Source organism: Zoogloea oleivorans (assembly GCF_008107625.1).
In the GTDB taxonomy this organism is placed as follows: domain Bacteria; phylum Pseudomonadota; class Gammaproteobacteria; order Burkholderiales; family Rhodocyclaceae; genus Zoogloea; species Zoogloea oleivorans.
Genome location: NZ_SDKK01000005.1, coordinates 168,052 through 192,656 on the forward strand (window position 1 = coordinate 168,052; position 24,605 = coordinate 192,656).

The window sequence follows — 24,605 nt, forward strand, 5'->3', positions numbered from 1 at the left end:
TTTGTTGCAGCAGTCTTCGGCTCCGCATCGCGTCAGGGAAATCCTGCAGATTTGCCATATGCGTAAATGGCGCGCTGGCGCATCAGGCGATGCGAGGAAGGCATCAAGTCCGGACCACAAAGCAAAAGGCCAACCCCGGAGGATTGGCCTTTTGCTTGGTATCTTTGGTGGGTTGTGAGTGGCTCGAACACTCGACCTACGGATTAAGAGTCCGCTGCTCTACCAACTGAGCTAACAACCCATTCTTCATTCAGGAGCCGGCTTTTTTAGCCCCACCATTGCTGGTGGGTCGGGCGAGATTCGAACTCGCGACCAACGGATTAAAAGTCCGCTGCTCTACCGACTGAGCTACCGACCCCCCGGAAGAGATGCGCATTATAGCCCGTCTAAAAAATCCGTCAAGCGTTTCTTAGCTGAATTTTTATCGACAGGCTGGCGCCACCGAAAATGGCCAGCACGGTGAGGGCAGAACCAAGGGATAGCGTGGACAGGCCGCTGAGCCCCTGGCCGATGGTGCAGCCCAGCGCGGTGACGCCGCCGAAGCCCATCAGTACGGCACCGACGAGGTGGCGGGCGAGGTCGGGTGCATCGCGGAAGCTTTCGATACGGAAGCTGCGGGTCTGGATGGCGGAGAGGAGTGAGCCGACGATGACCCCGGTGCTGCTGGCGATGCCGATGGTGACGATGCGGCTGGTGTCGGACCACAGCATCAGCAGGTCGAGGCTGTAGGCGTAGGGGGCGACGAAGCTGAGGGATTCCATGCGCCCGCTGTTGGTGGCGAGGAAGGCGGCCTGCAGGGTGTCCGGGTCTTCGGCGAGCCAGGCGAGCTGGCCGCTCAGGTACCAGCCGGCAACGATGCAGCCGCCGATGGCGAGACTGCCCAGCAGCGCCGCCGGGCGCCACATCTCGCGGCGCGACAGGGCGAAGAGACCGAGGCTGCCGGCGGCAACGCTGCTACAGGCGAGCCAGGCACTGCGGCTGTCGAGCTGGAAGCGGGCGGCGAGGAGAGTGGGGATGTCCTGCGCCGTGCCGAGCTGAATGGCGATCGGGTCGAGCCAGGCGACGCGCCAGCTGCCGAAGAGTCCGCGCAGGCTCATGTAGGCCGACAGGCCGAGGAAGGCGAAGACAACCAGCGATTTGAGGTTGCCACTACCCAGTCGCACGAGTGTTTTGGCACCGCAGCCGGAAGCGAGGGTCATGCCGATGCCGAAGAGGGTGCCGCCGACGATGTGGGACAGCCAGGGCACGCGGGTGCCGGTGTAGATCGTGTTGTGGACGTCGATCAGGCCGACGACCTGCAGGCCGGTGGTGCCGATGATGGCGACGGCGATGGACAGGGCCCACATGCGCAGGCGGGTCCAGTCTTCCATGATGAAGAGGTCGGCAATGGCGCCCATCGTGCAGAAGTTGCTGCGCTGGGCGGCAAAGCCGAAGACGGCACCAATGGCACCGGCCAGCCAGGCGATGGCCGGCAGGCTGAGGGGAAGGGAGGTGGGGGCGTCCATCGTCGTTGGAGATGCGCTGGCGCCCGCAGGTTCAGCGGTAGGGGGTCGGGTCTGCCACGCCGGCAGCTTCGAAGCCGGCCCGACGCAGCCGGCAGGCGTCGCACAGGCCGCAGGCCTTGCCGTCGTCGTCGGCCTGGTAGCAGGACACGGTGAGGCTGTAATCGACGCCCAGGGCGGTGCCGCGGCGAATGATGTCGGCTTTGGAAAGGTCGATCAGCGGGGCGTGGATGTGCAGTTTGTGGCCTTCGACGCTGGCCTTGGTGGCCAGGTTGGCCATGGTTTCGAAGGCGTCGATGAAGGCTGGGCGACAGTCGGGATAGCCGGAGTAGTCGACCGCATTGACGCCCACGTAAATGTGCTCGGCGCCGAGCACTTCGGCCCAGGCCAGGGCAATCGACAGCATGATGGTGTTGCGGGCCGGCACGTAGGTGATCGGGATGCCGCCTTCGAGGCCTTCGATGGGCACGGCGAGCGATGCGTCGGTGAGGGCCGAGCCACCGAACTGGCCGAGATCCACATGGGCCACCCGGTGGGCGATGGCGCCGAGGGTGCTGGCCACGCGCTGGGCTGCGGCCAGCTCGGCAGCGTGGCGCTGACCGTATTCGACGGACAGGGCGTAGACGTCGAAGCCTTCGGCGCGGGCGATGGCGAGGCAGGTGGCGGAGTCAAGCCCGCCAGAAAGCAGGACGAGGGCGCGGGGGCGTGGAGTGTTCATGGTTTCTCCGGGGAGTTCGGAAATGCGGGCGTCTGGTTGTGGCCGTTCGGGCCTAGCGCCCGGGTTCGTTGCCCCAGATGATCTTGTGGAGTTGCACCTGCATGCGTACCGGCAGGCGGTCACGGAGGATCCACGCGGCCAGGTCGGCAGGTTTCAACTGACCCTGGACGGGGGCGAGGAGCACCGGGCAGCGCTGGGCGAGACTGTGTTCGGCGATCTGCGCCGTGGCCCAGGTGTAGTCGGCCTCGCTGGCGAGAACGAGCTTGAGTTCGTCACGCGGCGTGAGGTGCGCAAGGTTCGACAGCAGGTTGCGGGCTTCTTCGCCGGAGCCGGGGGCCTTGAGGTCGACGATGCGCGATACACGCGGGTCTACGCCGCCGATATCGATGGCGCCGCTGGTTTCGAGGGACACCGAGTAGCCGGCGTCGCACAGTGCGCTGAGCAGTGGCAGGCAGGCTTTCTGGGCGAGGGGCTCGCCACCGGTGACGCAGATGGTCTGGCAATCATGGCTGGCGACTTCGGCCAGGATGTCATCGAGCGGGCGGGTGGTGCCGCCGGTGAAGGCGTACTCGGTGTCGCACCAGGTGCAGCGCAGGGGGCAGCCGGTGAGGCGGACAAACACCGTCGGCAGGCCGGCCCGCGAGGTTTCCCCTTGCAGCGAATGGAAAATCTCGGTGATGCGGAGGGAGACAGGACGACCGGAAGTGGGCATGGCGGGAGGGGCAAGGTGCCCAGCCCCGGTCGGTGGACGCGGGGCCGGCGGGTTTACTTCTTGAGGCGTTGCTTGGCGATTTGCGCCGCGGAACTGCTCGGATACTTGGCCAGCAGCTTTTCCAGGGTCCGGGTGGCGGCGACGTTGTCGTTCCGGGCTTGCTGGGTGCTTGCCAGGCCGAGCAGGGCGTCGGGCGCCCGGCTGTCATCCGGCCACTGGCTGGCTACCTTGGCGTAGTGCTCGGCGGCCCCGATGTTGTCCTTCTGCTGGTACAGCGCGCTGGCGGCCCAGAAGTGCGCGTTGGGCTGGAAGCTGCTGTTCGGGTAGTTCTTGATGAAGCTGTTGAAGCCGGTGGCGGCTTCCTTGTACTTGCCGCCGCGTAACTGCGTGAGGGCCGTTTCGTAGTCGCGGCTCTCGGCGGCCGGGTCGACGGTAGCCGCCGGCGGCTGTGGCGGCGTATCGCCCGCAGGCGTGGTTTCGAGTTTCCGCAAGCGGTTGTCGAGATCCACGTAAAAGTCCTTCTGCCGCTTGTTGGCGTTGGCCAGATCGTTGGCGAGGACTTCGTTCTCGCCGCGCAGGCGGGCGATTTCGGTCTTCAACTGTTCGATCTGGTTGGCGAGCTCGAGCTGAGCCCGGGCGCTTGCTTCGAGCTTGTCGATGCGCGAGGAGAGTTCGTTGCGCATCGCGTTGATGCGTGCCCGGGCTTCCTCGTCGTCAAACAGCCCGGCGTGCGCCTGGGTGACAAAAAGCCCGGCCAGCAGGACGGGCAGAAGGCGCCGGAGCATCAGAATTCACCCGAATAGAGCATGTCGCCACGACGATTGGCAGACCAGCAGGCTTCGCTGGCGTCACCGCAGCTGGGCTTTTCTTCGCCGAGGCTGACCGATTCGAGTTGGCCTTCGGTCACGCCGAGCAGGCTGAGGGCCTTCTTGACGGTGTCGGCACGTTTCTGGCCAAGGGCCAGGTTGTATTCGCGGCTGCCGCGTTCGTCGGTGTTGCCCTGGATGAGCATCTTCATCTTGGGGTTGGCGACGAGGAACTTGGCGTGGGCTTCGATCAGCGAACGGTACTGATCCTTGATCACGTAGCTGTCGTAGTCGAACAGCACGCTGCGCTTGGAGAGGATGCTTTTCGGGTCCTTCAGCGCGGCGAGGCCGGTGCCGCTGGCGGCGTTGGCATCTACGGCCACGACACGGTTGCTGTCGATGCCGGCACTGGATGCACCACTGGAGCGGTCTTCAACGGCCGCGCCTTGGTCGGCGCCGGTCTTGGGGGCTGAGCTGCAGGCGGCCAGCAGGCCGACGGCAACCAAGGACAGGGCGAGGCGGGTGTACTTCATGGTGTGGACTCCGAGAGCGATCGCAGGGGCGGGAAATGGATGTTTTGTCTTTTATAAGCGTCAGTTGCGCGGCTGCGGACCCCATGCGGGTTCGCGAACGTCGCCTGATTGTACCGACAGACGCTGTTTGACACGACCGTCGGATGACACGGCGGCCAGCACGCCCCGCCCACCTACTTCAGTGGCATAGAGCACCATGCGGCCGTTGGGGGCGAAACTGGGTGATTCGTCTTTCGACGAGTCGGTGAGGATCTGGGTCTGGCGGGAGGCCAGGTCGAGCATGGTGATCTGGAAGCGGCCGCCGTTGCGGGACACGTAAACCAGGCTCTTGCCGTCCGGCGAAGGGCGCGGGCTCACGTTGTAGCTGCCTTCGAAGGTTACCCGCTGGGCTTCGCCGCCGCCGGAGGGTACGCGGTAAATCTGTGGGCTGCCGCCCCGATCGGAGGTGAAGTAGATCATGCCGTCGGCCGACCAGGAGGGTTCGGTGTCGATTCCGGAGGAGGACGCCAGGCGCTGCACGCCGGAGCCGTCGGCATTGACGCTGTAAAGCTGGGATTGACCATCCTTGGTGAGCACCACCGCCAGGCGGCGGCCATCCGGTGCCCAGGCGGGGGCGGAGTTGGAGCCCTTGAAGTTGGCCGCCACGTTGCGTTGCCCGGTGGCCAGGGAGTGCACGTACACCACCGGTTTTTTGGCTTCGAAGGACACGTAGGCGAGGCGCGAGCCGTCCGGCGACCAGGAGGGCGAAATGATCGGCTCCTTCGAGGCCAGCGCGGTCTGGGCGTTGCTGCCGTCGGCGTCGGCGATCTGCAGCTCGTAGCGGGAGCCGGACTTGAGCACGTAGGCGATCCGGGTGGAGAAAACGCCCGGCTCGCCGGTGAGCTTTTCGTAGATGAAATCGGCAATGCGGTGGCCGGTGGTGCGGTACTGGGCTGGCGCCATCACCATCATCTGGCTGCCGAGGCCCGCCTGCTTGGCGGCGTCGATGAGGCGCACCTGCACCTGATAGCGACCGCTGCCGGAAGGCGATACGGTGCCGACGGCGACGGCGTCGGCACCCTTGCTCTGGATGCGGGCGAAGTCCACGGGGGCATCGGCGCCGATGGGTGTCGGGCCGAGTTCGACCATTTTGAAGAGACCGCTGCGCTCCAGGTCGGCGCGGACAACGTCGGTGACGGCACGAGGCAGGGTGCTTTCGCCCTCAAAACTGGCGACCGCCACCGGCATGCGGTTGGCTCCGGCGCCGGTGATCTCGATGGAGAGCTGGGCCTGGGCCAGGGTGGACGCAAGGACCAGCACGCCCGGAATGGTGCTGCGCAGGACAGACAGGATGCGTGGATTCATGGGCAATGGCTCGATAGGGTTTAGTCGCGGAGCGGATAGAACTTCAGTTCCAGCGTACGGTTGAACAGTTCCGGCTTGTCCGGCTTGGGCAGCGGGCTCGATTTCTGGATTGCCCGTTCGATGGCGGCATCCAGTTGGGCGTTGCCGGTGGAGCGTTTGAGGCGGACTTCGATCACGGAGCCGTCGGGCAACTGGTCTACGTAGAAAATCGCAAAGGGATCATTGCTGACGCCCGGCGGCAGCACGATGTTGCCCTTCACCTTGGCGCGGATCTTCTCGACGTAGGCCTCGATGGCCTTGTTGCGTGCAGCACTGGCTTTGGCGCCGGCAACCCGCGCAAGTTCCTCCTGGAGTTGATGGGACTGGGACGCGCTCTCGCTGTCCCGGGCCATCAGTTCGCGCATGCGCTTGTCTTCCAGGGCGCGGCTGTGCTCCGCCTCGGCCTTGGCTGCTTTATCTGTCTTGACGGGCTTTTCAACCGGCTTTGACGGCTTTTCGGTCTTGACCGGTTCCGGCTTGGCCTTGGGTTCCGGCTTGTGTTCGGGTTTCGGCTTTGGCTTGGGTTCCGGTTTAGGTTCCGGCTTGGGCGCTTTGACGACCGGTTTTTCGACCGGTTTGACGATTTCCTTCACCGGTTTGGGCGGTTTTTTTTGGGGCTCGGGGGCCTTTATGGCGATGTCCGGCTGTTTGCGCGGGGGCGGCTCGGGCTCGGGTTCGTCTTCCGGTTCCGGTGCCGGAGGCTTGGGGCGGGCTGTGACGGGAGGCGCCGGTGCGGGGGCCGGCGGCGGAGCGAGTTGTGCGGCAGGTGGCGGGGCGCTCACCAGCTCGACTTCGATGGGGTCGGGCAGGCGGTTTTGCCAGCGCACGCCGAAGAACAGGAACAGGCCGAGCGCAGCGTGAACCAGGGCCGCGAGGACCATGGACCACCACTTGCCGCGCTCGTTGGCGGGCAGCGCAGGATTCATCGGGCAGACTGACCGATCTGCGTCTGCAGGCCGACCTTGTTGACGCCCGCGTTGCGCAGGTCGTTGAGGGTGTTCATGACCTGTTCGTACTTGACGCTCTTGTCGGCGGCGATGATGACCGACTGGCCGGGGTTGGCGGATACGGCGGCCTGCACTGCACCGATCAGATCCTTGCGGTTGAGGGGCTTCTCGGTGGCGTTGCTGGTGGCGCGGAGGGTCAGTTCGCCGTCCGGCTTGACTTGTACGACCATGGCGTCGGTGGGCGGGGCGGGGACTTTATCCACGCTGGGCAGGTTCACCGAGCCCGACTGGATCATCGGCGCGGTGACCATGAAAATCACGAGCAGAACCAGCATCACGTCGATGTAAGGCACGACGTTGATCTGGTTCATCAGGCGGCGTTGGCGCATTGCGGCGGGACTCCGTTCAGCGCAGCTGGCGCTGGAGGATGTTCAGGAATTCTTCGGTGAAGCTCTCGAAGCGGATCGCGATGCGGTCGATGTCGTGAGCGAAGCGGTTGTAGGCCACCACCGCCGGAATCGCCGCGAACAGGCCGATGGCCGTGGCCACCAGGGCTTCGGCAATGCCCGGGGCAACGTGGGCGAGGGTTGCCGAACCCACGTTGGAGAGGCCGCGGAAGGCATTCATGATGCCCCACACGGTGCCGAGCAGGCCGACATAGGGCGATACGGAACCGACCGAAGCCAGGAAAGCCAGATGGGCTTCCAGATCGTCCACTTCGCGCTGGTAGGTGGCGCGCATGGCCCGCTTGGCGCCGTCGATGATGGCGCCGTGGTCGAGGCTCTTGCCGCGCAGCTTGGCGAATTCCCGGTAGCCGGCTTCGAAGATGCGCTCCATGCCGGCGGCCTCGTGACGGCCGGTGGCGGCGCTCTGGTAAAGGGCGTTGAGATCGCCGCCGCTCCAGAAGTCGCGCTCGAACAGGTCGGTCTTCTTCTGGGCGTCGCGGATCGAGAACCACTTGCGGAAGATCCAGTACCAGGACATGAAGGAGACGGTGCCGAGGAGGGCCATGACAAGCTTGACCAGCAGGCTCGCGTTGGCGATCAGGGACAGGATGGAGAGATCTTCTGTGACGTTCATCGGGTTTGAACCAGGGTGGCGAACTGTGCGCGCACAGCGGGGGGAATCGGGGTTGCGCGTTTCGAGACGCGGTTGACGCAGGCGATGGTGATCAGGGCTTCGAAGAGGGGTTTGTCGTCGCGCCGGATTGTCTGGGCGAAGACCAGGCTGGCATGGCCGAGCTTGTCGATGGTGGTGACGACGTTGAGCAGGTCGTCGAGAACGGCAGCCTGCAGATAATCGGCCTTCACGGTGCGCACGACAAATACGATATCCTGTTCGAGATACAGGCGGTTCTGCTCGAAACCCATCGCCCGCAGCCAGTCGGTGCGGGCGCGTTCACAGAACTTGAGGTAGTTGGCGTAGTAAACGACGCCGCCGGCGTCGGTGTCTTCGTAGTACACCCGGACCGGCAGCGAAAAGAAGGCCTCGCCTTCACCCGGAGCGGGATGGTTCGTTGCATGCATCGCAACATTTTACAGTACGCGATGCCTTGTTCCGATGTCCGAGGGGCGATTCAGTGTTTCAGAATGTAGGCTATGCGGCTTCGGACACAGTGGGGCCGTTGTAATTGCAATGATCCTGTGCCTAGAATCGCGGTCTTGAATGTAGACTGGTGCGTTTTGTGCATCGGTTGGAGACAAGACGCACAAGCGTCGCGGGAAAATTTGCGGCAGAATACGGCGCAAATTTTTAGAGAGTCGCCAAACGGGCCGAAATCCGGGCTTGCCGCCGGCAGCCGGGCCCGATAGCCGATTCATGGGAGGAATGAGACATGGTTGCAAGTACGACAAGCAAGGAAGCCCTGCTGTCCGAGGCTGAAATTCTGGCCATGCCGGAAGATGATTACATGAACCCGGCCCAGCTGGAGTTCTTCCGCGTGCGTCTCGCGAAGATGCGTGACGAGCTGCTGGAAAATGCGGCCAGTACCGGCGCCAACCTGCGTGAGAACGAACTCGTTGCCGATCCGGCCGACCGGGCCACGGTGGAAGAGGAACACGCGCTTGAACTGCGTGTGCGCGACCGGGAGCGCAAATTGATCAAGAAGATCGAGGAAGCCCTGGAGCGCATCGCCGAAGGCGAATACGGCTGGTGCGAAGAGACCGGTGATCCGATCGGTATTGGCCGTCTGCTGGCCCGTCCGACCGCGACCCTGTCGATCGACGCCCAGGAGCGCCGCGAGCGCACCCAGAAGCTGTACGGGGAGTAATCCTCCGTTTGGCTTTGATTCGCCGGGACGGCCACGCACCCCCATGACCGCCTCGGCGAACCGCATTCCTGTCACCCTGCTCACCGGTTTTCTCGGTGCGGGGAAGACAACGCTTCTGAATCACCTGCTTCGCCAGCCCGCGCTGGCCGGCACGGTGGTGTTGATGAACGAGTTCGGCGCCGTGCCGATCGATCATCTGCTCGTCGAGCACATCGACGAGCATCTCGTCCTTCTCGAATCGGGTTGCATCTGCTGTACGGTGCGTGGCGATCTGGCCCGCGCCCTGCGCGACATTTTCATGCGTCGCTTGCGTCGCGAGTTGCCGGCGCTGCAGCGTGTCGTCATCGAAACCACCGGCCTGGCCGACCCGGCGCCGGTAATTTTCACCCTGATGCAGGATTTTTTCATCGCCGAGCGTTATCGCCTGGATGGCGTCGTCACGGCGGTGGATGCGGTTTTTGGTGCGGCCCAACTGGCCCGTCAGCCGGAAGCCGTCAAGCAGGCGGCGATGGCCGACCGTTTGCTGATCACCAAATGCGACCAGGCCGAGCCGGCGGTCGTCGAAACCCTTGCCGCTACGCTGGCCGATCTCAATCCGGGAGCCCCGCAGTTTCGTGTGGCTGGCGGCGAGGCCGATCCGGCAGCGATTGTCGATTGCGGCCTGTGGAATCCAGTCACCAAGTCAGCTGATGTGACCCGCTGGCTGGCCGCTGAAGCGGTGGCCGCCAAGGCCCGCCAAAATCCCTACGCCCCTCGCCGAAGTGGTCCTGCCAGCGACCCGGACCGCCACGATGCATCAACCCATGCTTTCGTGGTGCGCATCGACGAGCCTGTTGGCTGGGGAGACTTCTCCACCGCCCTCGACATGCTCCAGGGGCTCAAGGGCGACCAGTTGCTGCGCGTGAAGGGCATCGTGAATGTGCGCGGCGAAGACGTGCCGCGGGTCGTCCAGTGCGTGCATCACCTGCGCTATCCGGATGCCGCTCTGCCGGCCTGGCCGGACGCCGATCGCAGCACCCGCCTGGTTTTCATCGTTCGCGATCTTGAGCGGGATATTGTGGATCGGGCCTTCGCCTGCTTCTGCACGGCACCGCAGGACGCGGCGTGAACTTCTTCCGCGGCCGCCCTTCGACGGTTTTTCGCAGCGCGCTGGCGTTGCTGCTGGTGTGCGCGCAGATCTTTGCCGCCGCCCACGCGCTCAGTCACGTGGGCGAGCTGTCTGTGCTGGCCCGGGGCGACTCGGCACAGGCAGCCTCCGTGCCCTACGAAGGCGGCGTGCCGGCGGCGGAGCGTCACGAACGCTGCCTGCTGTGTCTGGCCGCTGCCGATCTGGCATCGGCCCTTCCGCCGTCCCTCCCGGTATTGGCGGTGGATTCTCATCCGCCGCTCCTGTCCGGCGATGCCACCGTTGCGCTGCGGGCCTTCCGCCTGCCGCGCCCTCACAGTCGCGGTCCGCCCGTCTTTTCAGTCTGATCCCGTTCCTGTTGTGCTGACCGGCGCTGGCCCTGCCTGCGTCGGCAGCCCCCGTTTGTCGAACCGATCCAGCTGGAAGACCAAGCATGAAACATCATCTACCGGGCGCGCTGTGCGTAGCCCTCGCTGTCGCTTTTCCGGGCGCGGCATTTGCAGCGACACCCGCGGCCCCGGCCGCCGACCTGAAACAACTGCGCGAGCAATTGCGCGAACTGCGCGAGTCCTACGAGCAGCGCATCCAGGCCCTTGAAAAACGCCTTGCCGATACCGAGCAGCAGGCGACCCGGGCCGTCAGTTCCGCCGCCGCCGCGGGTACGACTGCCAGTGCTGCGGTTCAATCGGTGGTCAAGGCCGAGGCGCGCGCCGCCGAAGCCCAGGCCACCGCGGACAGCGTGGCCAGCCGGCCCACCTCGGCGAGCGCCTTCAACCCCGCGGTGTCGCTGATTATCGACAGTAAGTTCACCCGCTTGCAGCGTGATCCGTCCGCTTACCGCATCGACGGCTTCATGCCATCCGGCGGCGAGGTCGGGCCTCCCCGCAAGGGCTTTTCCCTCGGCGAGTCCGAGCTGGCCTTTTCCGCCAACGTGGATCACCTGTTCCGCGGCAATGCGCGTTTCGCGCTGGCTGAGGACGACGGCGCCGGTGTGGTCGAGGTGGAGGAAGTAAACGTCGAGACGCTGGCCATGCCGGCGGGGCTCAAGCTGAAGGCCGGGCGTTTCCTGTCCGGCGTCGGCTACATCAACCAGCAGCATCCTCACGAGTGGGACTTCTCCGATGCCCCGCTGGCGTACAAGGCCTTCTTCGGCTATCGCCTGCAGAACGATGGCGTACAGGTGCGCTGGGTGGCACCGACCGAGCTGTTCATGGAGTTTGGTGCCGAGGTGGCAGGCGGCGACAAGTACCCGGGCGCCGAGCGCAAGGCCAACGGAGCCGGCCTATGGACCGCCTTTGCCCACGTGGGGGGCGACATCGGCGACTCGTCGGCGTGGCAGCTGGGCTTGTCCCATGTGCGGGCCAATCCGCGGGAGCGGGGCTTCGAGGATAACGGGGTCAGTAATGCCTTTTCTGGCCGCAGTCAGACCTGGATTGCGGACTTCGTCTACAAATGGGCGCCGAATGGCAACAGCCGCGAGCGCTACCTGAAGGTGCAGGGCGAGTACCTACAGCGTCGCGAATCCGGTGAGCTGAGCTACAACCTGGATGCCGACGGTGTCGCCGAAGCTGCGTCGGCCGCCCGCTTCCGCCAGTCCGGCAGCTACCTGCAGGCGGTGTACCAGTTCATGCCGCACTGGCGCCTTGGCGTGCGTGGTGACTGGCTGCGTTCCGGCACGGCCGATCTGGGTACGCTGGACCCCACCGGGCTACCGATTCTGGCCGCTTACAACCCGACCCGCCAGACCGCGATGGTGGACTGGTCGCCGTCGGAGTTTTCCCGTCTGCGCCTGCAGTTTGCCCGCGATAAATCCCGCAACGGCGAGTCCGACAACCAAGTCTGGCTGCAGTACATCATGAGCCTTGGCGCCCACGGCGCCCACAAGTTCTGAGGAGTCGAAAGATGTTATCCAAACTGATCCTGCGCCTTGCGGCGCTGCTCTTCGCCCTGGCCGCCCTGCCGGCCTCGGCGGCCCTCAATGTGTTGGCTACGGTGCCCGAATGGGCCGCGCTGGCCAGGGAAATCGGCGCTGACAAGGTGAATGTCATCGCCGCCACCAACGCCCTCCAGGACCCTCACCGCATCGACGCCAAGCCGTCGCTGATCGCCCGCGCCCGGAGCAGTCAGCTGGTCGTGGCCAACGGTGCCGAGCTGGAAATCGGCTGGTTGCCGATGGTTTTGCGCGAATCGGGCAATGCGGCGATTCAGCCGGGTCAGCCCGGCTACTTCGAGGCCGCCTCGGCGGTGCGTCTGCGGGAAGTGCCGACGCGTCTCGATCGGGCCGACGGCGATGTGCATGCCGGCGGCAATCCGCACATCCAGACCGATCCGCGCAACATCCTGACGGTGGCGCAGGCCCTGGCTGCCCGCCTGGCCCTGGTGGATCCGGCCAATGCCGAAGCCTATAAGGCCAATCTGGCACGCTTTTCCGACAGGTGGAAAACGGCGATGGCCCGCTGGGAGCTGGTGGCGGCACCCTTGCGTGGTGTGCCGGTGTGGGTCCAGCATCGCTCCTTTCCCTACATGAGCGACTGGCTGGGTTTGAAGGAGCTCGGTGCGCTGGAGCCGAAGGCCGGTGTCGAGCCTGGTAGCGCCCATCTGGCGGGCATTCTCGAACGCCAGAAAGTGACCCCGGCCAGGATGATTCTGCGGCCGGCCTACACCCGGGCGAGCGCTTCGGAGTGGCTGGGGGAACGGGCACACATTCCGGTGGTGGTCCTGCCCTTCACCGTAGGGGGTTCGCCCGAGGCGGGTGACCTGTTCGGCTTGTTCGACGAGACCATCCGGCGCCTGCTGGCTGGTCTGAAGTAAGAAGGGGGCGGCGTGGTCGAGGTGTTGCTTCGGGTGACGGATCTGACTGCCGGCTATCGTGAGGCGGTGGCAGGTCCCCTCAGTTTCGAGCTGCGCCGGGGCGAGATCCTCGGCCTCGCCGGGCCCAACGGGGCAGGCAAGTCCACCTTGCTGAAGGCCCTGTGGGGCGGCGTCAAGGTGTTCGGTGGGCGGGTGGAGAAGGCGCCCGGGCTGGCGATCTCCCATCAGGCCCAGGGTTTCGACGACCTGCGCGGAGTACCGCTGACCGGTCTGGAAATGCTTGGTCTGACCGGTGCCACCCCGGAGGGGCTCCCGTCGTGGGTGCAGGAGCGCCTTCATCAGCGGCTCGACCGTCTGTCCGGCGGCCAGTTGCAGTTCCTGCGCCTGTGGGCCTGCCTGGCGGCACCGGCCGATCTGGTGCTGCTCGACGAGCCGACCAACAACCTCGACCGGGCTGGCGTCGCCTATCTGGCCGACTGGCTGGGGCGTGCCCACGGAAACCAGGGCATCGTGATCGTGTCCCATGACCACGGCCTGATCGATGACGTGTGCACCCGGATCGTGGAGGTGGGCGTGTGAGTTTCGATCTGCTCTTCGACCCGCTCTTCCGGGTGCCCTTTTTTACCGGCTTGCTGCTGGCCGGGCTGTTGCCGCTGATTGGCATGTACCTGCGCCTGCGCAACGAATGGCTGGCGGCACTGGCCTTTGCCCAGATGGCGTCGGCGGGAGCCTTGCTGGCGATGGTGCTGGACTGGCCGATGATCGTCGGCGGGGTGCTGGCGGCCTTGCTGGCGGCGCTCTCCAAGGGGCTGATGGCCCGCGCCGGGGCCAATGCCTACGCGCTGATGATGTTGCTTGCGTGGGGCGGCGGGGTGCTGCTGGTGGCCAATCATCCACTGGCCGAGCAGGCTGGCCACGCGCTGTTCGATGGGCAACTGTATTTCACCGGCGAAGGACACCTGCTGGCCGCCAGCATTGCCTGCGTGGTGGTGTTGCCCCTGCTGGCCTGGTTGTCGCGTCCGCTGCTACTGGGGCGCTTCTTTCCCGAGTTCTACCGGGCCCGGGGGCGCGACGAGCGGCCCCGGCTGGTGCTGTTCGACCTGCTTGCTGCGCTGGTGGTGGCGCTCGCAACGGTGAGTCTGGGGGTGATGGCGGCCTTTGCGCTGGTGTTCGTGCCACCACTCGTCGCCTATCGTTTTGGACGTGGTTGGCGGCCAGGTCTGGTGCTTGCCGCTGTCATCGGCATGGGTGGGTACAGCGGCGCTTTTGCTGTCTCTTTGGGCTTTGACCAACCATTTGGCCCGGTATGCGCCTTGCTTCTTATTATGCTGATTGCGATGTCGAGTGTGAAATCCGACCGGATGTAAATCACCTGGCGCGTGCTTTGTTGGGTGATATCCTGTTCAATTGTAAATAATTTACTGGGGAGGAGTCTGGCGTGGCGCTACCGTTTTTCGGCAAGAAACCTGTACCTGCCGGAAGTCCCTCGCCCCGCCCCCGGACCTCATCCGGGGCTGCGGCATCGCCAGTCTCATCCTCCGCCAAGTCGTCCCGATCGAGCACGCCCCGCAACGAGACTTCCTCCCTCGATTTCACCATCGCCGGCGGCGACTTGAGCCGGGTCCTCGCCCAGTGCGCCGACAAGGTCCACGTCGAGGAGGGGGTCGACGAAATGACCGCCTCCGTCGAGGAAGCGGCCATCGTCTACGCCAATGGTTGCTACGACGAGGCCCGCGGAGTGCTCGAACAGGCCCTGGCCACCACCACCACTGCCGACGCCCGTTACGCCCTGTGGGGCATGCTGCTCGACCTGTTCCGCCTTACCGGGCAGAAAGAACGCTTCGAGTCCCGCAGCCTCATTTACGCCACCGAGTTCGAGCGTTCTCCCCCCGCATGGCACGATCTGTCGCCCCAGGCGACGCGCACTGGCGAAGCCAAGGTCCAGACGGTCAATCTGTCGGGTACGCTCAGTGGTCAGGCGGCCGCCCAGTTTGTCCAGCTGATTCAGATTGGCATGCGCAATGGTGCCCTGCGCATCGACCTGACTCGTCTGCGTGGCGTGGATAACGCAGGTGCCGAGCTGCTGCTGCGGGCTGTCCGTGGCCTGCGCAAGGCGCGGATCAAGTTGTCTCTGGTGGGGGCCGGGCATCTGGCTTCCGTGCTGGGCGGACAGGTGGCCAACGGGAGGCGCGAAAACCAGACAACCTGGCTGCTGCTGCTGGAAGTCCTCCAATACACCGATCAGCAGGAACGCTTTGAGGAGCTGGCCGTCGAGTACGCAATGACCTTCGAGGAGTCGCCGCCTTCCTGGGAGCCACCTCCTGCAGCCACGGCGAGCCAGATTGATGCCGCAGTGCTCGCGGTGGAAATGACCGACATCTACGTGCTTGAGGGCGAGATCCTCGGACCGAATACCGAGGCCTTGCGCAAGATCACCGCTTTTGCGGCCAGTCGCAACAAGGTGGAAGTGGATTGCAGTCGTCTGCGGCGAATGGATTTCGTCTCGGCCGGCACGCTTTTCAATATCGTGTCGCAACTGCATACACAAGGCCGGCTGGTGGTGCTGAAAGGTGTCAACTCGATGGTGGCGGCGCTCATGCAGGTCATGGGACTGCACCAGGTGGCACGCATCGAACTGCGCGACTGAAGGTCGTTGCCACTGTGTCGAAGGCCGGCGTTGTGCCGGCTTTTTTACGTCGCTGATTTCCTCTCTGGCGGGGCTTGCAATTCCTTTCTCTGCCCCCAGATCCGTGCGATGGAACAATATCGCGGCACTACCATTCTCTCGGTCCGGCGTGGCCGGCATGTTGCCCTTGGTGGCGACGGCCAGGTAACGCTCGGAAATATCGTCATCAAGTCCACCGCCCGCAAGGTGCGCAAGCTCTACCAGAACCGCATTCTGGCCGGTTTTGCCGGCGGTACGGCGGACGCCTTCACGCTCTTCGAGCGTTTCGAGGCCAAGCTGGAAAAGCATCAGGGCAACCTGCTGCGCAGCGCCGTCGAGCTGGCCAAGGACTGGCGCACCGACCGTGCCCTGCGCCGCCTGGAAGCCATGCTGGCGGTGGCCGATCTGGACAACTCGCTGATCATCACCGGCAACGGCGACGTGCTGGAGCCCGAGCAGGGCATCGTGGCCATTGGCAGCGGTGGTGCCTATGCCCAGGCCGCCGCCCGCGGTCTCATCGAGAACACCGATCTGACGCCGGAAGAAGTGGTCAAGAAATCCCTGACCATCGCCGGTGACCTGTGCATCTACACCAACCAGAGCCACGTCATCGAGGTGCTCAACCCATGACTCAAATGACGCCCCCGGAGATCGTCTCCGAACTCGACAAACACATCGTCGGCCAGGGCCGCGCCAAGAAGGCTGTTGCCGTGGCCCTGCGCAACCGCTGGCGGCGGGCCCAGGTGGCCGAGCCCCTGAAGAGCGAGATCACCCCCAAGAACATCCTGATGATCGGGCCGACCGGTGTCGGCAAGACCGAGATCGCCCGTCGCCTGGCGCGCCTGGCCAATGCGCCCTTCATCAAGATCGAAGCGACCAAGTTCACCGAAGTTGGCTATGTGGGCCGCGATGTGGATACGATCATCCGCGATCTGGTGGAAATAGCCATCAAGAGCCATCGCGAGCAGGCGATGAAAAAGGTGCGCGACCGCGCCGAGGATGCGGCCGAGGATCGCATTCTCGACATCCTGCTGCCGCCGGCCCGTCCGACTGCCGGTTTTGGTTCTGATGCGCCGCCGGAGGATAACGCCACCCGTCAGAAATTCCGCAAGAAGCTGCGCGAAGGCGAGCTGGACGACAAGGAAGTGGATATCGAAGTGTCGGTGCCTGGCATGAGCGCCGAAATCCTCGCCCCGCCGGGCATGGAGGAACTCACCGGCCAGCTGCAGAGCATGTTTCAGAACATCGGCGGCGGGAAGAAGAAGTCCCGCAAGCTGAAGATCAGCGAAGCCATGAAGCTGCTCACCGACGAGGAAGCCGCCAAAATGGTGAACGAAGAGGAAATGAAGGCCGAAGCCCTGCGCATGGTCGAGCAGAACGGCATCGTCTTCCTCGACGAAATCGACAAGATTGCCACCCGCTCGGACAGCCACGGTGCCGATGTGTCCCGCCAGGGGGTGCAGCGCGACCTGCTGCCGCTGGTGGAGGGCACGACGATCACCACCAAGTACGGCATGGTCAAGACCGATCACATCCTGTTCATCGCCAGCGGGGCCTTTCACCTGTCCCGCCCGAGTGACCTGATTCCCGAGCTGCAGGGCCGTTTTCCGATCCGCGTCGAGCTGGATTCGCTGTCAGTCGAGGATTTCGAGTGCATCCTGACCCAGACCGACGCCTGCCTGACGCGTCAGTACGAAGCTTTGCTGGCCACCGATGGCGTCACGCTGGAGTTTGCGCCGGAAGGTATTCGCCGCTTGGCCGAGATCGCTTTCCAGGTGAACGAGAAAACCGAGAACATCGGTGCTCGTCGCCTCTACACGGTGATGGAAAAGCTCCTCGAAGAGCTGGCTTTCGAGGCCGGCAAGGGGGGCGAGCAGACAGTGCTGATCGACGCGGCCTTTGTCGATGGCCGCCTCGAGATGCTTGCCCAGCGGGAAGATCTGGCGCGCTACGTGCTGTAAGCGGCGCTCTTCACCGCGCGTTCTCTTCGGGAAAACCCCGACGCCGGCCCTTCGGGGCCGGTTCTACAATGGTCGCCCGACCGGCGCATGTCCGGCTTTTTGTTCTCCGGCCATGCTGCTGCGTATCGTCTCCATTCTTTTTCCGCTGTTCGCCATCACCGCTGTCGGCTTCCTCGTCGGGCGACGGGCAAAGCCGGACCTGTCTCACGCCAACAAGCTGAACATGGATGTGTTTGTGCCGGCGCTGGTGTTCGGGGCGCTGGCCAACAAGTCCTTCCACATCACCGAGTTTCTGCCGCTGCTGTTTGCCACGCTAGCGGTGGTGATCGGGTCCGGCCTGCTGGGCTGGGCGGCGGCCAGGGCTATGGGCATTGCGCCGAAGACGCTGGTGCCACCGATCATGTTCAACAACTGCGGCAACCTGGGCCTGCCGCTGGCCGTGCTGGCCTTTGGCGAGCAGGCACTGGCGCCGGCGGTGGTGATGTTCATGGTGTCGAACCTGCTGCACTTCTCTTTCGGCGCCTGGCTGCTCGACCACCACATCAAGCTGACCAGCGTGTGGAAGGTGCCGTCGGTGCTGGCTACCGCGGCCGGGCTGGCAGTGGGCATTGCCGGCATCGAGGTGTGGGCGCCGGCGATGCTGGCGATCAGGATGCTCGGCGACATCTCGATTCCGCTGATGCTCTTTGCGCTGGGCGTGCGGCTCACCGAGTCGCGTATCGGCGAAATCCGCCTGGGCTTGATGGGGGCGGTGCTGCGGCCAGTGATCGGCATGGCGCTGGCGGCCGGCGTGATGCTGCTGGTGCCGCTGCCCGAGCGGGAGCGGGCCTTGCTGCTGGTGTTTGGTGCGCTGCCGCCGGCGGTGCTCAACTACATCTTCGCCGAGCGCTATCACCAGGAGCCGGAGAAGGTGGCGTCCATCGTGCTCATTGGCAATGTGGCGGCGCTGGCCTTCCTGCCGGTGGCGCTGGCGCTCGGCTTGTAGCCGGTATTGTCCGTGGGTCGGACTTCAGTCCGACTCGGCTGGCTGGACATTCGCTGTTGGACTGAAGTCCGGCCCGCAGATGCTGCGTTGACGCGTCAGCCCTGGCTGTTGAAGCGGCCGATCTGGCGCCGGTCGCGCTTGGTTGGCCGGCCGTGGAGGTCGGCGCCGGGCGTGGCGGCGAGCTTGCGTTGCTCCCGTTCTGTTTCGCGGGCGGCGATGCTCTCGACGGTTTCTTCGTAGAGGGTCTGGGCGACGGTGGCGCTGCCGCGTTTGTCGGCAATACCTTTCACGATCACGCAAAAGCGCGCCTCAGTGGCCTGGATCTCGACCTGATCGCCGATTTTTACATCCCGTGCCGGTTTTACCCGGACGCCGTTGAGCTGGATCTTGCCGCCGTCCACGGCTTCGGTGGCCTGGGTGCGGTGCTTGAAAAAGCGGGCCGCCCACAGCCATTTGTCGAGGCGGACGCGTTCATCGTGGTCGTGCGTGGGTTTCATTCCTTGACCGGCCGTTTGGCCAGTTTCCGTTGCAGTGTGCGACGGTGCATTTTAAGCGCTCGGGCGGTGGCGGAGATATTTCCGTCGTTTTCGCCAAGTACGCGCTGGATGTGTTCCCACTCGAGACGGTCGATGGACATGGGGCTGGTGTTCAGTTCGTCGTCGATGATCACGTCGCCAGCCTGCAAGGCCTTGAGGATGGCATCCACGTCGGCCGGCTTGGCCAGGTACTGGATGGCGCCGAGCTTGATGGCATCGACGGTGGTGGCGATGCTGGCGTAGCCGGTGAGGACGAGGATCCGGCAGTCCGGATTGGCGGCGAGCAGGGGGTCGATCAGGCGCAGGCCGGAACTGCCGTCGATGTTGAGGTCGAGCACCACGTACTCCGGTTCGTGCTCGTGCGCCAAAGCGAGGGCGGTCTCGGCTTCCTGGGCGCCGAAGACAGTGAAGCCGCGCTGGCCGAGGGCCCGGGTAAGCACGCGGTTGAAGGCGGGGTCGTCGTCGATGACGAGGATGTGAGGGGCGTCCTGCGGGGTCATGGGCTGAGGGCTGACAAGGGAAGGGTAAGGGTGGCCAGGGTGCCGCCGCCGGGGCGGGGCGCGAACGCGATGCCGCCGCCGCAGCGTTCGACGGCGCCGAAGGCCAGCAGCAGGCCGATGCCGAGGCCTTCGCCGGTGCTGTCGAGGGCCGTGTGACCTGTCTGGAGCTTGGCGGGCATGCCAGGGCCGCGGTCGAGAACGGCGACGACGAGTTGTTCGGCGTCGATCCGTGCTTCGCATTCCACGCCCTGCGGACAGGCATCGGCGGCGTTGTTGATGAGGTTGTGGATGGCTTGTTCGAGGGTCGCATCGGCGACCAGGTTGGGGGCCGGATGCCCGCAATCGATGCGGGTGGCCAGCGGAACGCGCGGGCGCAGGCTGCGCCAGCGCTCGGTGATGCCTTTCAGCCAGGCGTCCGCCGGCAGGGTCTGGCCGCCTTCGGCACGCAGGCTGCCGGCCCGCAGCGTGAGGCCGCCGAGGATGGCCTTGCAGTGGGCAATCTGTTCGCGCAGCAGCTCGGCATCGGCGCGGGTGTTGTCATCGAGTTGCGGGTTGCGGGCCAGTTCGCCGGCGACGATGGCCATGGTGCCCAGTGGGGTCCCCAGCTCATGGGCAGCCCCGGCCGCCAGGTTGCCGAGGGCAACGATGCGTGCGTTGCGCAGGCGCGCTTCCCGGGCCTCGGCGAGGGCCTGGTCGCGGCTGCGGATGACGGCGCTCATGCGCACCACGTACCACACGATGACGCCGGCCGAGAGGGCGAAGGTGAGCCACATGCCAGCCAGGTGCCAGTGCACGGCGAGGCCGGAATCGTAGATGTCGAGCTGTTCGTTGAAATCCCACAGAATCGAGTAGGCCGCTACGGCGAGTGCGGCGAGTGCCCAGGCGTAGGGGCCGCTCAGGATGGCGGCGCCGATGGCGACCAGAGGCAGCAGCAGGGAGATCAGCGGGTTGGTGGCGCCGCCGGTGAAGTACAGGAAGGTGCTCCAGGCTGTCAGGTCGACGCACAGCTGGATGAACAGCTCGATGCCGCGGATCTCGTCGGCAAGCTGCCTTGCGCGCAGCAGGGAGACCACGTTGAAGGCTGTCAGGGCGAGCAGGATCTTGAAGAGGGGGGGCGCAGGGAGCGGAATGTCCAGCAGCCAGGGCACCGAGATCAGTACCGTGCTCATGCCTGCCAGGGACAGCCAGCGCAGACCGATCAGGCGGCGCAGGGCGTCGACGGAGCTGGGTGGTCGGCTGGTGATCTGTGGAAAGGGCATCGGTCCATTATCGCCCAAGGATGGTGGGCTATCAGGTGCTGGGGTTTGCGGTCCGGGCGGACTCTAGCGGCGTGCGCTCAGAGGTGGAATGTGGTGGATTGTCGCAGCAGCAGGGCTGCGGGTTTTCGGGGCGAGGGCTGTGGGGAGCAACTATTTTGACCCGTGCTGCAAATAGTGTTTGCATTGTGGGGCGATAAGGTGCAAAGTTCCGCCCTGCGATCTTCAAGTAGTGTTGTTGTTGTGTGGTTCAGTACCCGCAGTCCTGCGGTTGTCCTCCCTTCATCACCCCGCCGTCTTGAGCTTCGCCCTACCCTCAGGGCATGTCCCTGCTTTTTTTCTTAAAGGATATTCAAAATGGCAACTGGTACCGTGAAGTGGTTCAATGATTCCAAGGGCTTCGGTTTTATCACCCCGGAAGCCGGCGGTGAAGACCTGTTCGCTCACTTCTCTGCGATCCAAGGCTCCGGCTTCAAGACCCTGACCGAAGGTCAGCGCGTCACGTTCGACGTGACCACTGGCCCGAAGGGTCAGCAAGCTTCGAACATTCGCCCGGCCGAGTAATCGCTGAGCGAAACCGGCCTGGCGTTCGCGTTGGGCCGGGCAGTACTGAAGGGTGTCGTGTTCCTGAGATTCAGTCAGGCCGCCTCCTCATGAATGAGCCCGGTTCATGCCGGGCTTTTTCTTTTTCATCTACCTGGAGACGTCCATGGCAAAAGAAGATCTTATTGAAATGCAAGGTGTTGTGACTGAGGTGCTGCCTGATGCGCGCTTTCGTGTCACCCTCGACAACGGTCACATGCTGATCGCCTACACCGGTGGCAAGATGCGCAAGCACCACATCCGCATCCTCGCTGGCGACAAAGTGTCCCTCGAACTCTCTCCCTACGACCTCTCCAAGGGTCGGATCACTTTCCGTCACCTCGAAGGCCGTGGTAGTGGCCCCGCTCCCCAGCGTCGCCGTTTCTGACCTCGCCCGGTGCCGGGCTATGAGGTGAAATTCCAGCAGGTGGGCGTGATCGGCGGAGCCGGTCTTGAAATACGTTCCCTGCTTGATCGCCAGCAGTATTCCGACCCTCTGGGGGAGGCCCAAGCCGTGGGAATTTCCCCGGCAACCTGGCCCCTCTTCGGGCAGGTCTGGCCCTCGGCCCGCAAGCTCGCCGACCTCATGCAGGTCCGTGAACTGGGAGGGCGTCGCATTCTTGAAATCGGTTGCGGGCTGGCGCTGGCCAGCATGGTGATCCATCGCCGCCTGGGCGACATTACGGCCAGTGATTGCCATCCGCTGACCCACAGTTTCCTTAGCCGCAACCTGCTCCTCAATGGTTTGCCCGATCTGAAGTACGAGACCGGCAACTGGGGGCGCGGCAATCCGGAACTGGGTGAGTTCGACCTGATCATCGGTAGCGATGTGCTCTACGAGCGCAGCCACCCGGAACAGCTCGCTGCCTTCATCCAGCTCCATGCCGCAGCGCAAGCCGAAGTGTTGATCGTGGACCCGAACCGGAGCAACCGTTCGCCCTTTAACCGGGCCATGGCCATGCTCGGCTTCACGCTGACCGAAACCACCATTGATGCTCCGCTGGACGACGGCAGTCCCTACCGGGGGCGCCTGCTCCAGTATCGGCGGGTCTGATCCCTATCGCCCGGTGAGTGCTCTTGTGCCGCATTGATCAAGTGCTACCCATGTAGTGCCCGTAGCCGCCCGCCGAGGCGGCTTTTTTGCGTCCTGCCTGTTGGCGGTTTTGCGACGGGACAAAAAAAGCGGGCGCCTTGCGGCGCCCGAAAGTTCCTCGAGGGGGAGGAAGTAAACCGTGTTGTCTGTCCGCAGCCTTAGTGGTCGCTGGCAGCGGCAGCGCCGAGCCCGGTCTGGGCGCGGATGTACTGTTCTTCGTAGGCGTCCTTTTCCTTGGCTGCGCGCGGGCTGTTGTCAGTGACCGACAGCAGCCAGGTGACGAAGAAGGCGAGCGACATGGACACAATGGCCGGATGGTCGTACGGGAAGATGGCGGCCGGGTTGCCGAGGATCTTGACCCATACCGTCGGGGACAGGATGACCAGGCCAACCGATGAAACCAGACCGGCAATGCCGCCCCACAGGGCGCCGCGGGTGGTCAGACCCTTCCAGTACATGGAAAGGATCAATACCGGGAAATTCACCGACGAGGCGACGCCGAAGGCCAGGGCGACCAGGAACAGCACGTTCTGGTCTTTGAAGGCGATGCCCAGCAGGATGGCCAGAATGCCGAGCAGCACGGAGGCGTACTTGGTGACCTTCATTTCCTGCTCGGTGGTGGCGGTGCCCTTCTTGATGACGCGCGCGTACAGGTCATGGGAGATGGCGGAAGCGCCAGCCAGCGCCAGGCCGGAAACCACCGCCAGGATGGTAGCGAAGGCCACGGCCGACAGGAAGCCGAGGAATACGTCGCCACCGACGGCCTTGGCCAGGTGCATCACCGGCATGTTGCCGCCGCCGATCAGCTTGCCGCCCACCTGACCACCTTCAAAGAAGGCCGGGTTGGTGCCGACGATGGAGATTGCGGCAGCGCCGAGAACCATGGTCACCAGGAAGAAGAAGCCGATGAAGCCGGTTGCGTAAAACACCGACTTGCGGGCTTCCTTGGCGTTCGGCACGGTGAAGAAACGCATCATGATGTGCGGCAGGCCGGCGGTACCGAAAAGCAGGCCCAGCGAGAGCGAGATGGCGGAGATCGGGTCGGCCATCAGCTTGACCGGGGCCATGATCTTGACGCCATTCTTGTGCGAAGCGATGGCCTGCGAGAACAGGTTCTCGAAGGACCAGCCGAAGTGGGCCAGCGTCAGTAGCAGCAGGACGACACCGCCGCCAAGCAGCAGGCAGGCCTTGATGATCTGCACCCAGGTGGTGGCGGTCATGCCGCCGAAGGTGACGTAGACCATCATCAGGATGCCGACGACGACCACGGCCGTGTTGTAGTCCAGGCCGAACAGAAGCTGGATCAACTGGCCGGCACCGACCATCTGCACGATCAGGTAGAAGCACACCACGGTGAGCGAACCGAAGGCTGCAAAGGTGCGGATGCGGTTCTGGTCGAGGCGGTAGGAGGCGATGTCGGCAAAGGTGAATTTGCCGAGGTTGCGCAGCCGTTCGGCGATCAGGAACAGGATGATCGGCCAGCCGATGAAGAAGCACACGGCGTAGATGAACCCGTCAAAGCCGGTGAAGTAGACCATCGAGGTCAGGCCGAGCAGGGTGGCTGCCGACATATAGTCGCCGGCAATGGCCAGGCCATTCTGGAAGCCGGTGATGCCGCCGCCCGCCGTGTAGAAGTCAGCCGTCGACTTGGTGCGCTTTGAGGCCCAGTAGGTGATGCCGAGGGTGGCCAGCACGAAGACCATGAACATGGCGATGGCGCTGATGTTGACCGGCTGCTTTTCGACGCCTTCGATGGCGCCAGGGCCGGCAAATACGGCGAACGAGGCGGCCAGCAGGCAGCCGGCGATCAATGCGGTGAGGGAGCGTTTCATTTGCGGGCCTCGTCCAGAATCTGCTTGTTCAGGTCATCGAATTCGCCGTTGGCCTTGCTGATGTAAATACCGGTCATCAGCCAGCCGCCGACGACGATCAGCGCGGCGATCGGCCAGCCGATGGTGATGACGCTGCCCTCGCTGATGGTGGCCGTGAACAACTGTGGCTGGAGCGAGGTGAGGAGCATGAAGGTGTAGTAGGGCACCAGCACGATGAGGGAAAGAAGGATGGCCAGGCGCGTACGCTTGCCGACCATTTCAGCAAATTTCGGGTTGGCCCGAATCTTTGCCTGGATTGTGTTTTTCGACATAAGCCCTCCAGGGACCGTTGATGGTTGAGACGGTGCTGCGTGCTGTTCTCTTTTTTTGTTTCTTTTGGCTGCCGGGT

29 protein-coding genes and 2 tRNA genes are annotated in these 24,605 nt (G+C 64.3%); 14 read left to right on the plus strand and 17 right to left on the minus strand.

Annotated features, from left to right (window positions below; genetic code table 11):
* Nucleotides 1-165: 165 nt before the first annotated feature.
* From ETQ85_RS06790 to ybgC, 12 genes are all read right to left on the minus strand, one after another.
* Nucleotides 166-241: transfer RNA gene (locus tag ETQ85_RS06790), tRNA-Lys, on the minus strand.
* Between the two features lie 41 nt (nt 242-282).
* Nucleotides 283-358: transfer RNA gene (locus ETQ85_RS06795), tRNA-Lys, on the minus strand.
* Between the two features lie 40 nt (nt 359-398).
* The gene (locus ETQ85_RS06800; protein WP_148578291.1) at nt 399-1,505 is read right to left on the minus strand and encodes a YeeE/YedE family protein; all 1,107 of its coding nucleotides are present in this window, start codon (nt 1,503-1,505) and stop codon (nt 399-401) included.
* A gap of 31 nt (nt 1,506-1,536) precedes the next feature.
* Complete coding sequence (gene queC / locus ETQ85_RS06805; protein ID WP_148578292.1) at nt 1,537-2,220, minus strand: 7-cyano-7-deazaguanine synthase QueC; 684 nt, start codon at nt 2,218-2,220, stop codon at nt 1,537-1,539.
* A 52-nt stretch (nt 2,221-2,272) separates the two neighbouring features.
* Complete coding sequence (queE, locus tag ETQ85_RS06810; protein WP_148578293.1) at nt 2,273-2,932, minus strand: 7-carboxy-7-deazaguanine synthase QueE; 660 nt, start codon at nt 2,930-2,932, stop codon at nt 2,273-2,275.
* Nucleotides 2,933-2,985: 53 nt separating this feature from the next.
* A complete protein-coding gene (gene ybgF, locus ETQ85_RS06815; RefSeq protein ID WP_148578294.1) occupies nt 2,986-3,717 on the minus strand; it encodes a tol-pal system protein YbgF in 732 nt (243 codons plus the stop codon).
* Nucleotides 3,717-4,271: a peptidoglycan-associated lipoprotein Pal gene (pal, locus tag ETQ85_RS06820; protein ID WP_148578295.1), complete on the minus strand. Its 555-nt coding sequence runs from the start codon at nt 4,269-4,271 to the stop codon at nt 3,717-3,719. Before pal ends, ybgF begins: the two co-directional genes overlap by 1 nt.
* Nucleotides 4,272-4,331: 60 nt before the next feature.
* Nucleotides 4,332-5,615 carry a Tol-Pal system beta propeller repeat protein TolB gene (gene tolB / locus ETQ85_RS06825; protein WP_148578296.1) on the minus strand — a complete coding sequence of 428 codons (1,284 nt, stop codon included), beginning with the start codon at nt 5,613-5,615 and terminating at the stop codon, nt 4,332-4,334.
* A 20-nt stretch (nt 5,616-5,635) separates the two neighbouring features.
* Nucleotides 5,636-6,580 carry an energy transducer TonB gene (locus ETQ85_RS06830; RefSeq protein WP_148578297.1) on the minus strand — a complete coding sequence of 315 codons (945 nt, stop codon included), beginning with the start codon at nt 6,578-6,580 and terminating at the stop codon, nt 5,636-5,638.
* Entirely contained in the window at nt 6,577-6,990 is a 414-nt protein-coding gene (tolR, locus tag ETQ85_RS06835; RefSeq protein WP_148578298.1) for a protein TolR, read from the minus strand. The genes ETQ85_RS06830 and tolR overlap by 4 nt, the downstream gene beginning before the upstream one ends.
* A 16-nt stretch (nt 6,991-7,006) precedes the next feature.
* Nucleotides 7,007-7,681, minus strand: coding sequence for a protein TolQ (gene tolQ / locus ETQ85_RS06840; RefSeq protein ID WP_148578299.1), 675 nt, complete (start codon nt 7,679-7,681; stop codon nt 7,007-7,009).
* Nucleotides 7,678-8,127 carry a tol-pal system-associated acyl-CoA thioesterase gene (ybgC, locus tag ETQ85_RS06845; RefSeq protein WP_281283073.1) on the minus strand — a complete coding sequence of 150 codons (450 nt, stop codon included), beginning with the start codon at nt 8,125-8,127 and terminating at the stop codon, nt 7,678-7,680. Before ybgC ends, tolQ begins: the two co-directional genes overlap by 4 nt.
* 308 nt (nt 8,128-8,435) lie before the next feature.
* Between ybgC and dksA the strand changes: the two genes are divergently transcribed.
* The 11 genes from dksA to ETQ85_RS06900 all read left to right on the plus strand — a co-directional run bounded on the left by dksA (nt 8,436) and on the right by ETQ85_RS06900 (nt 18,418).
* Nucleotides 8,436-8,870 (plus strand): RNA polymerase-binding protein DksA, encoded by a 435-nt coding sequence (gene dksA / locus ETQ85_RS06850; RefSeq protein ID WP_148578300.1) that lies wholly within the window; start codon nt 8,436-8,438, stop codon nt 8,868-8,870.
* Between the two features lie 43 nt (nt 8,871-8,913).
* A complete protein-coding gene (locus ETQ85_RS06855) occupies nt 8,914-9,978 on the plus strand; it encodes a CobW family GTP-binding protein (protein WP_148578301.1) in 1,065 nt (354 codons plus the stop codon).
* Nucleotides 9,975-10,343 carry a hypothetical protein gene (locus ETQ85_RS06860; protein WP_148578302.1) on the plus strand — a complete coding sequence of 123 codons (369 nt, stop codon included), beginning with the start codon at nt 9,975-9,977 and terminating at the stop codon, nt 10,341-10,343. Before ETQ85_RS06855 ends, ETQ85_RS06860 begins: the two co-directional genes overlap by 4 nt.
* An 86-nt stretch (nt 10,344-10,429) precedes the next feature.
* Nucleotides 10,430-11,887 (plus strand): carbohydrate porin, encoded by a 1,458-nt coding sequence (locus ETQ85_RS06865; protein ID WP_148578303.1) that lies wholly within the window; start codon nt 10,430-10,432, stop codon nt 11,885-11,887.
* Nucleotides 11,888-11,898: 11 nt separating this feature from the next.
* Entirely contained in the window at nt 11,899-12,807 is a 909-nt protein-coding gene (locus tag ETQ85_RS06870; RefSeq protein ID WP_148578304.1) for a metal ABC transporter substrate-binding protein, read from the plus strand.
* Between the two features lie 33 nt (nt 12,808-12,840).
* Complete coding sequence (locus ETQ85_RS06875) at nt 12,841-13,386, plus strand: ATP-binding cassette domain-containing protein (RefSeq protein ID WP_246128655.1); 546 nt, start codon at nt 12,841-12,843, stop codon at nt 13,384-13,386.
* On the plus strand, nt 13,383-14,174 hold the full coding sequence (locus ETQ85_RS06880) for a metal ABC transporter permease (RefSeq protein ID WP_148578306.1): 792 nt from the start codon (nt 13,383-13,385) through the stop codon (nt 14,172-14,174). Before ETQ85_RS06875 ends, ETQ85_RS06880 begins: the two co-directional genes overlap by 4 nt.
* 245 nt (nt 14,175-14,419) lie before the next feature.
* Nucleotides 14,420-15,454 (plus strand): STAS domain-containing protein, encoded by a 1,035-nt coding sequence (locus ETQ85_RS06885; RefSeq protein WP_246128656.1) that lies wholly within the window; start codon nt 14,420-14,422, stop codon nt 15,452-15,454.
* Nucleotides 15,455-15,562: 108 nt separating this feature from the next.
* On the plus strand, nt 15,563-16,102 hold the full coding sequence (gene hslV / locus ETQ85_RS06890) for an ATP-dependent protease subunit HslV (RefSeq protein ID WP_148578308.1): 540 nt from the start codon (nt 15,563-15,565) through the stop codon (nt 16,100-16,102).
* Complete coding sequence (gene hslU / locus ETQ85_RS06895) at nt 16,099-17,433, plus strand: ATP-dependent protease ATPase subunit HslU (protein ID WP_148578309.1); 1,335 nt, start codon at nt 16,099-16,101, stop codon at nt 17,431-17,433. Before hslV ends, hslU begins: the two co-directional genes overlap by 4 nt.
* A gap of 112 nt (nt 17,434-17,545) precedes the next feature.
* Nucleotides 17,546-18,418, plus strand: coding sequence for an AEC family transporter (locus ETQ85_RS06900; protein WP_148578310.1), 873 nt, complete (start codon nt 17,546-17,548; stop codon nt 18,416-18,418).
* A 95-nt stretch (nt 18,419-18,513) separates the two neighbouring features.
* Here the strand turns inward: ETQ85_RS06900 and ETQ85_RS06905 are convergent, their stop codons facing one another.
* The 3 genes from ETQ85_RS06905 to ETQ85_RS06915 are packed head-to-tail and all read right to left on the minus strand — an operon-like array spanning nt 18,514 to nt 20,713.
* Nucleotides 18,514-18,915 carry an RNA-binding S4 domain-containing protein gene (locus ETQ85_RS06905; protein WP_148578311.1) on the minus strand — a complete coding sequence of 134 codons (402 nt, stop codon included), beginning with the start codon at nt 18,913-18,915 and terminating at the stop codon, nt 18,514-18,516.
* Entirely contained in the window at nt 18,912-19,454 is a 543-nt protein-coding gene (locus ETQ85_RS06910) for a response regulator transcription factor (protein WP_148578312.1), read from the minus strand. Before ETQ85_RS06910 ends, ETQ85_RS06905 begins: the two co-directional genes overlap by 4 nt.
* Nucleotides 19,451-20,713 (minus strand): ATP-binding protein, encoded by a 1,263-nt coding sequence (locus ETQ85_RS06915; RefSeq protein ID WP_148578313.1) that lies wholly within the window; start codon nt 20,711-20,713, stop codon nt 19,451-19,453. Before ETQ85_RS06915 ends, ETQ85_RS06910 begins: the two co-directional genes overlap by 4 nt.
* A 354-nt stretch (nt 20,714-21,067) precedes the next feature.
* Here ETQ85_RS06915 and ETQ85_RS06920 point away from each other — a divergent pair, with 354 nt between their 5' ends.
* From ETQ85_RS06920 to ETQ85_RS06930, 3 genes are all read left to right on the plus strand, one after another.
* Nucleotides 21,068-21,274: a cold-shock protein gene (locus ETQ85_RS06920; RefSeq protein WP_148578314.1), complete on the plus strand. Its 207-nt coding sequence runs from the start codon at nt 21,068-21,070 to the stop codon at nt 21,272-21,274.
* Between the two features lie 145 nt (nt 21,275-21,419).
* Nucleotides 21,420-21,680, plus strand: a complete 261-nt coding sequence (infA, locus tag ETQ85_RS06925; protein WP_148578315.1) for a translation initiation factor IF-1 — start codon at nt 21,420-21,422, stop codon at nt 21,678-21,680.
* A 24-nt stretch (nt 21,681-21,704) separates the two neighbouring features.
* On the plus strand, nt 21,705-22,346 hold the full coding sequence (locus ETQ85_RS06930) for a class I SAM-dependent methyltransferase (RefSeq protein ID WP_246128658.1): 642 nt from the start codon (nt 21,705-21,707) through the stop codon (nt 22,344-22,346).
* 197 nt (nt 22,347-22,543) lie between these two features.
* On the opposite strand, the gene ETQ85_RS06935 is transcribed toward ETQ85_RS06930, so the two are convergent.
* Both ETQ85_RS06935 and ETQ85_RS06940 read right to left on the minus strand, forming a co-directional pair.
* On the minus strand, nt 22,544-24,217 hold the full coding sequence (locus ETQ85_RS06935; protein ID WP_148578317.1) for a cation acetate symporter: 1,674 nt from the start codon (nt 24,215-24,217) through the stop codon (nt 22,544-22,546).
* Nucleotides 24,214-24,528: a DUF485 domain-containing protein gene (locus ETQ85_RS06940; RefSeq protein ID WP_148578318.1), complete on the minus strand. Its 315-nt coding sequence runs from the start codon at nt 24,526-24,528 to the stop codon at nt 24,214-24,216. Before ETQ85_RS06940 ends, ETQ85_RS06935 begins: the two co-directional genes overlap by 4 nt.
* Nucleotides 24,529-24,605 lie beyond the last annotated feature (77 nt).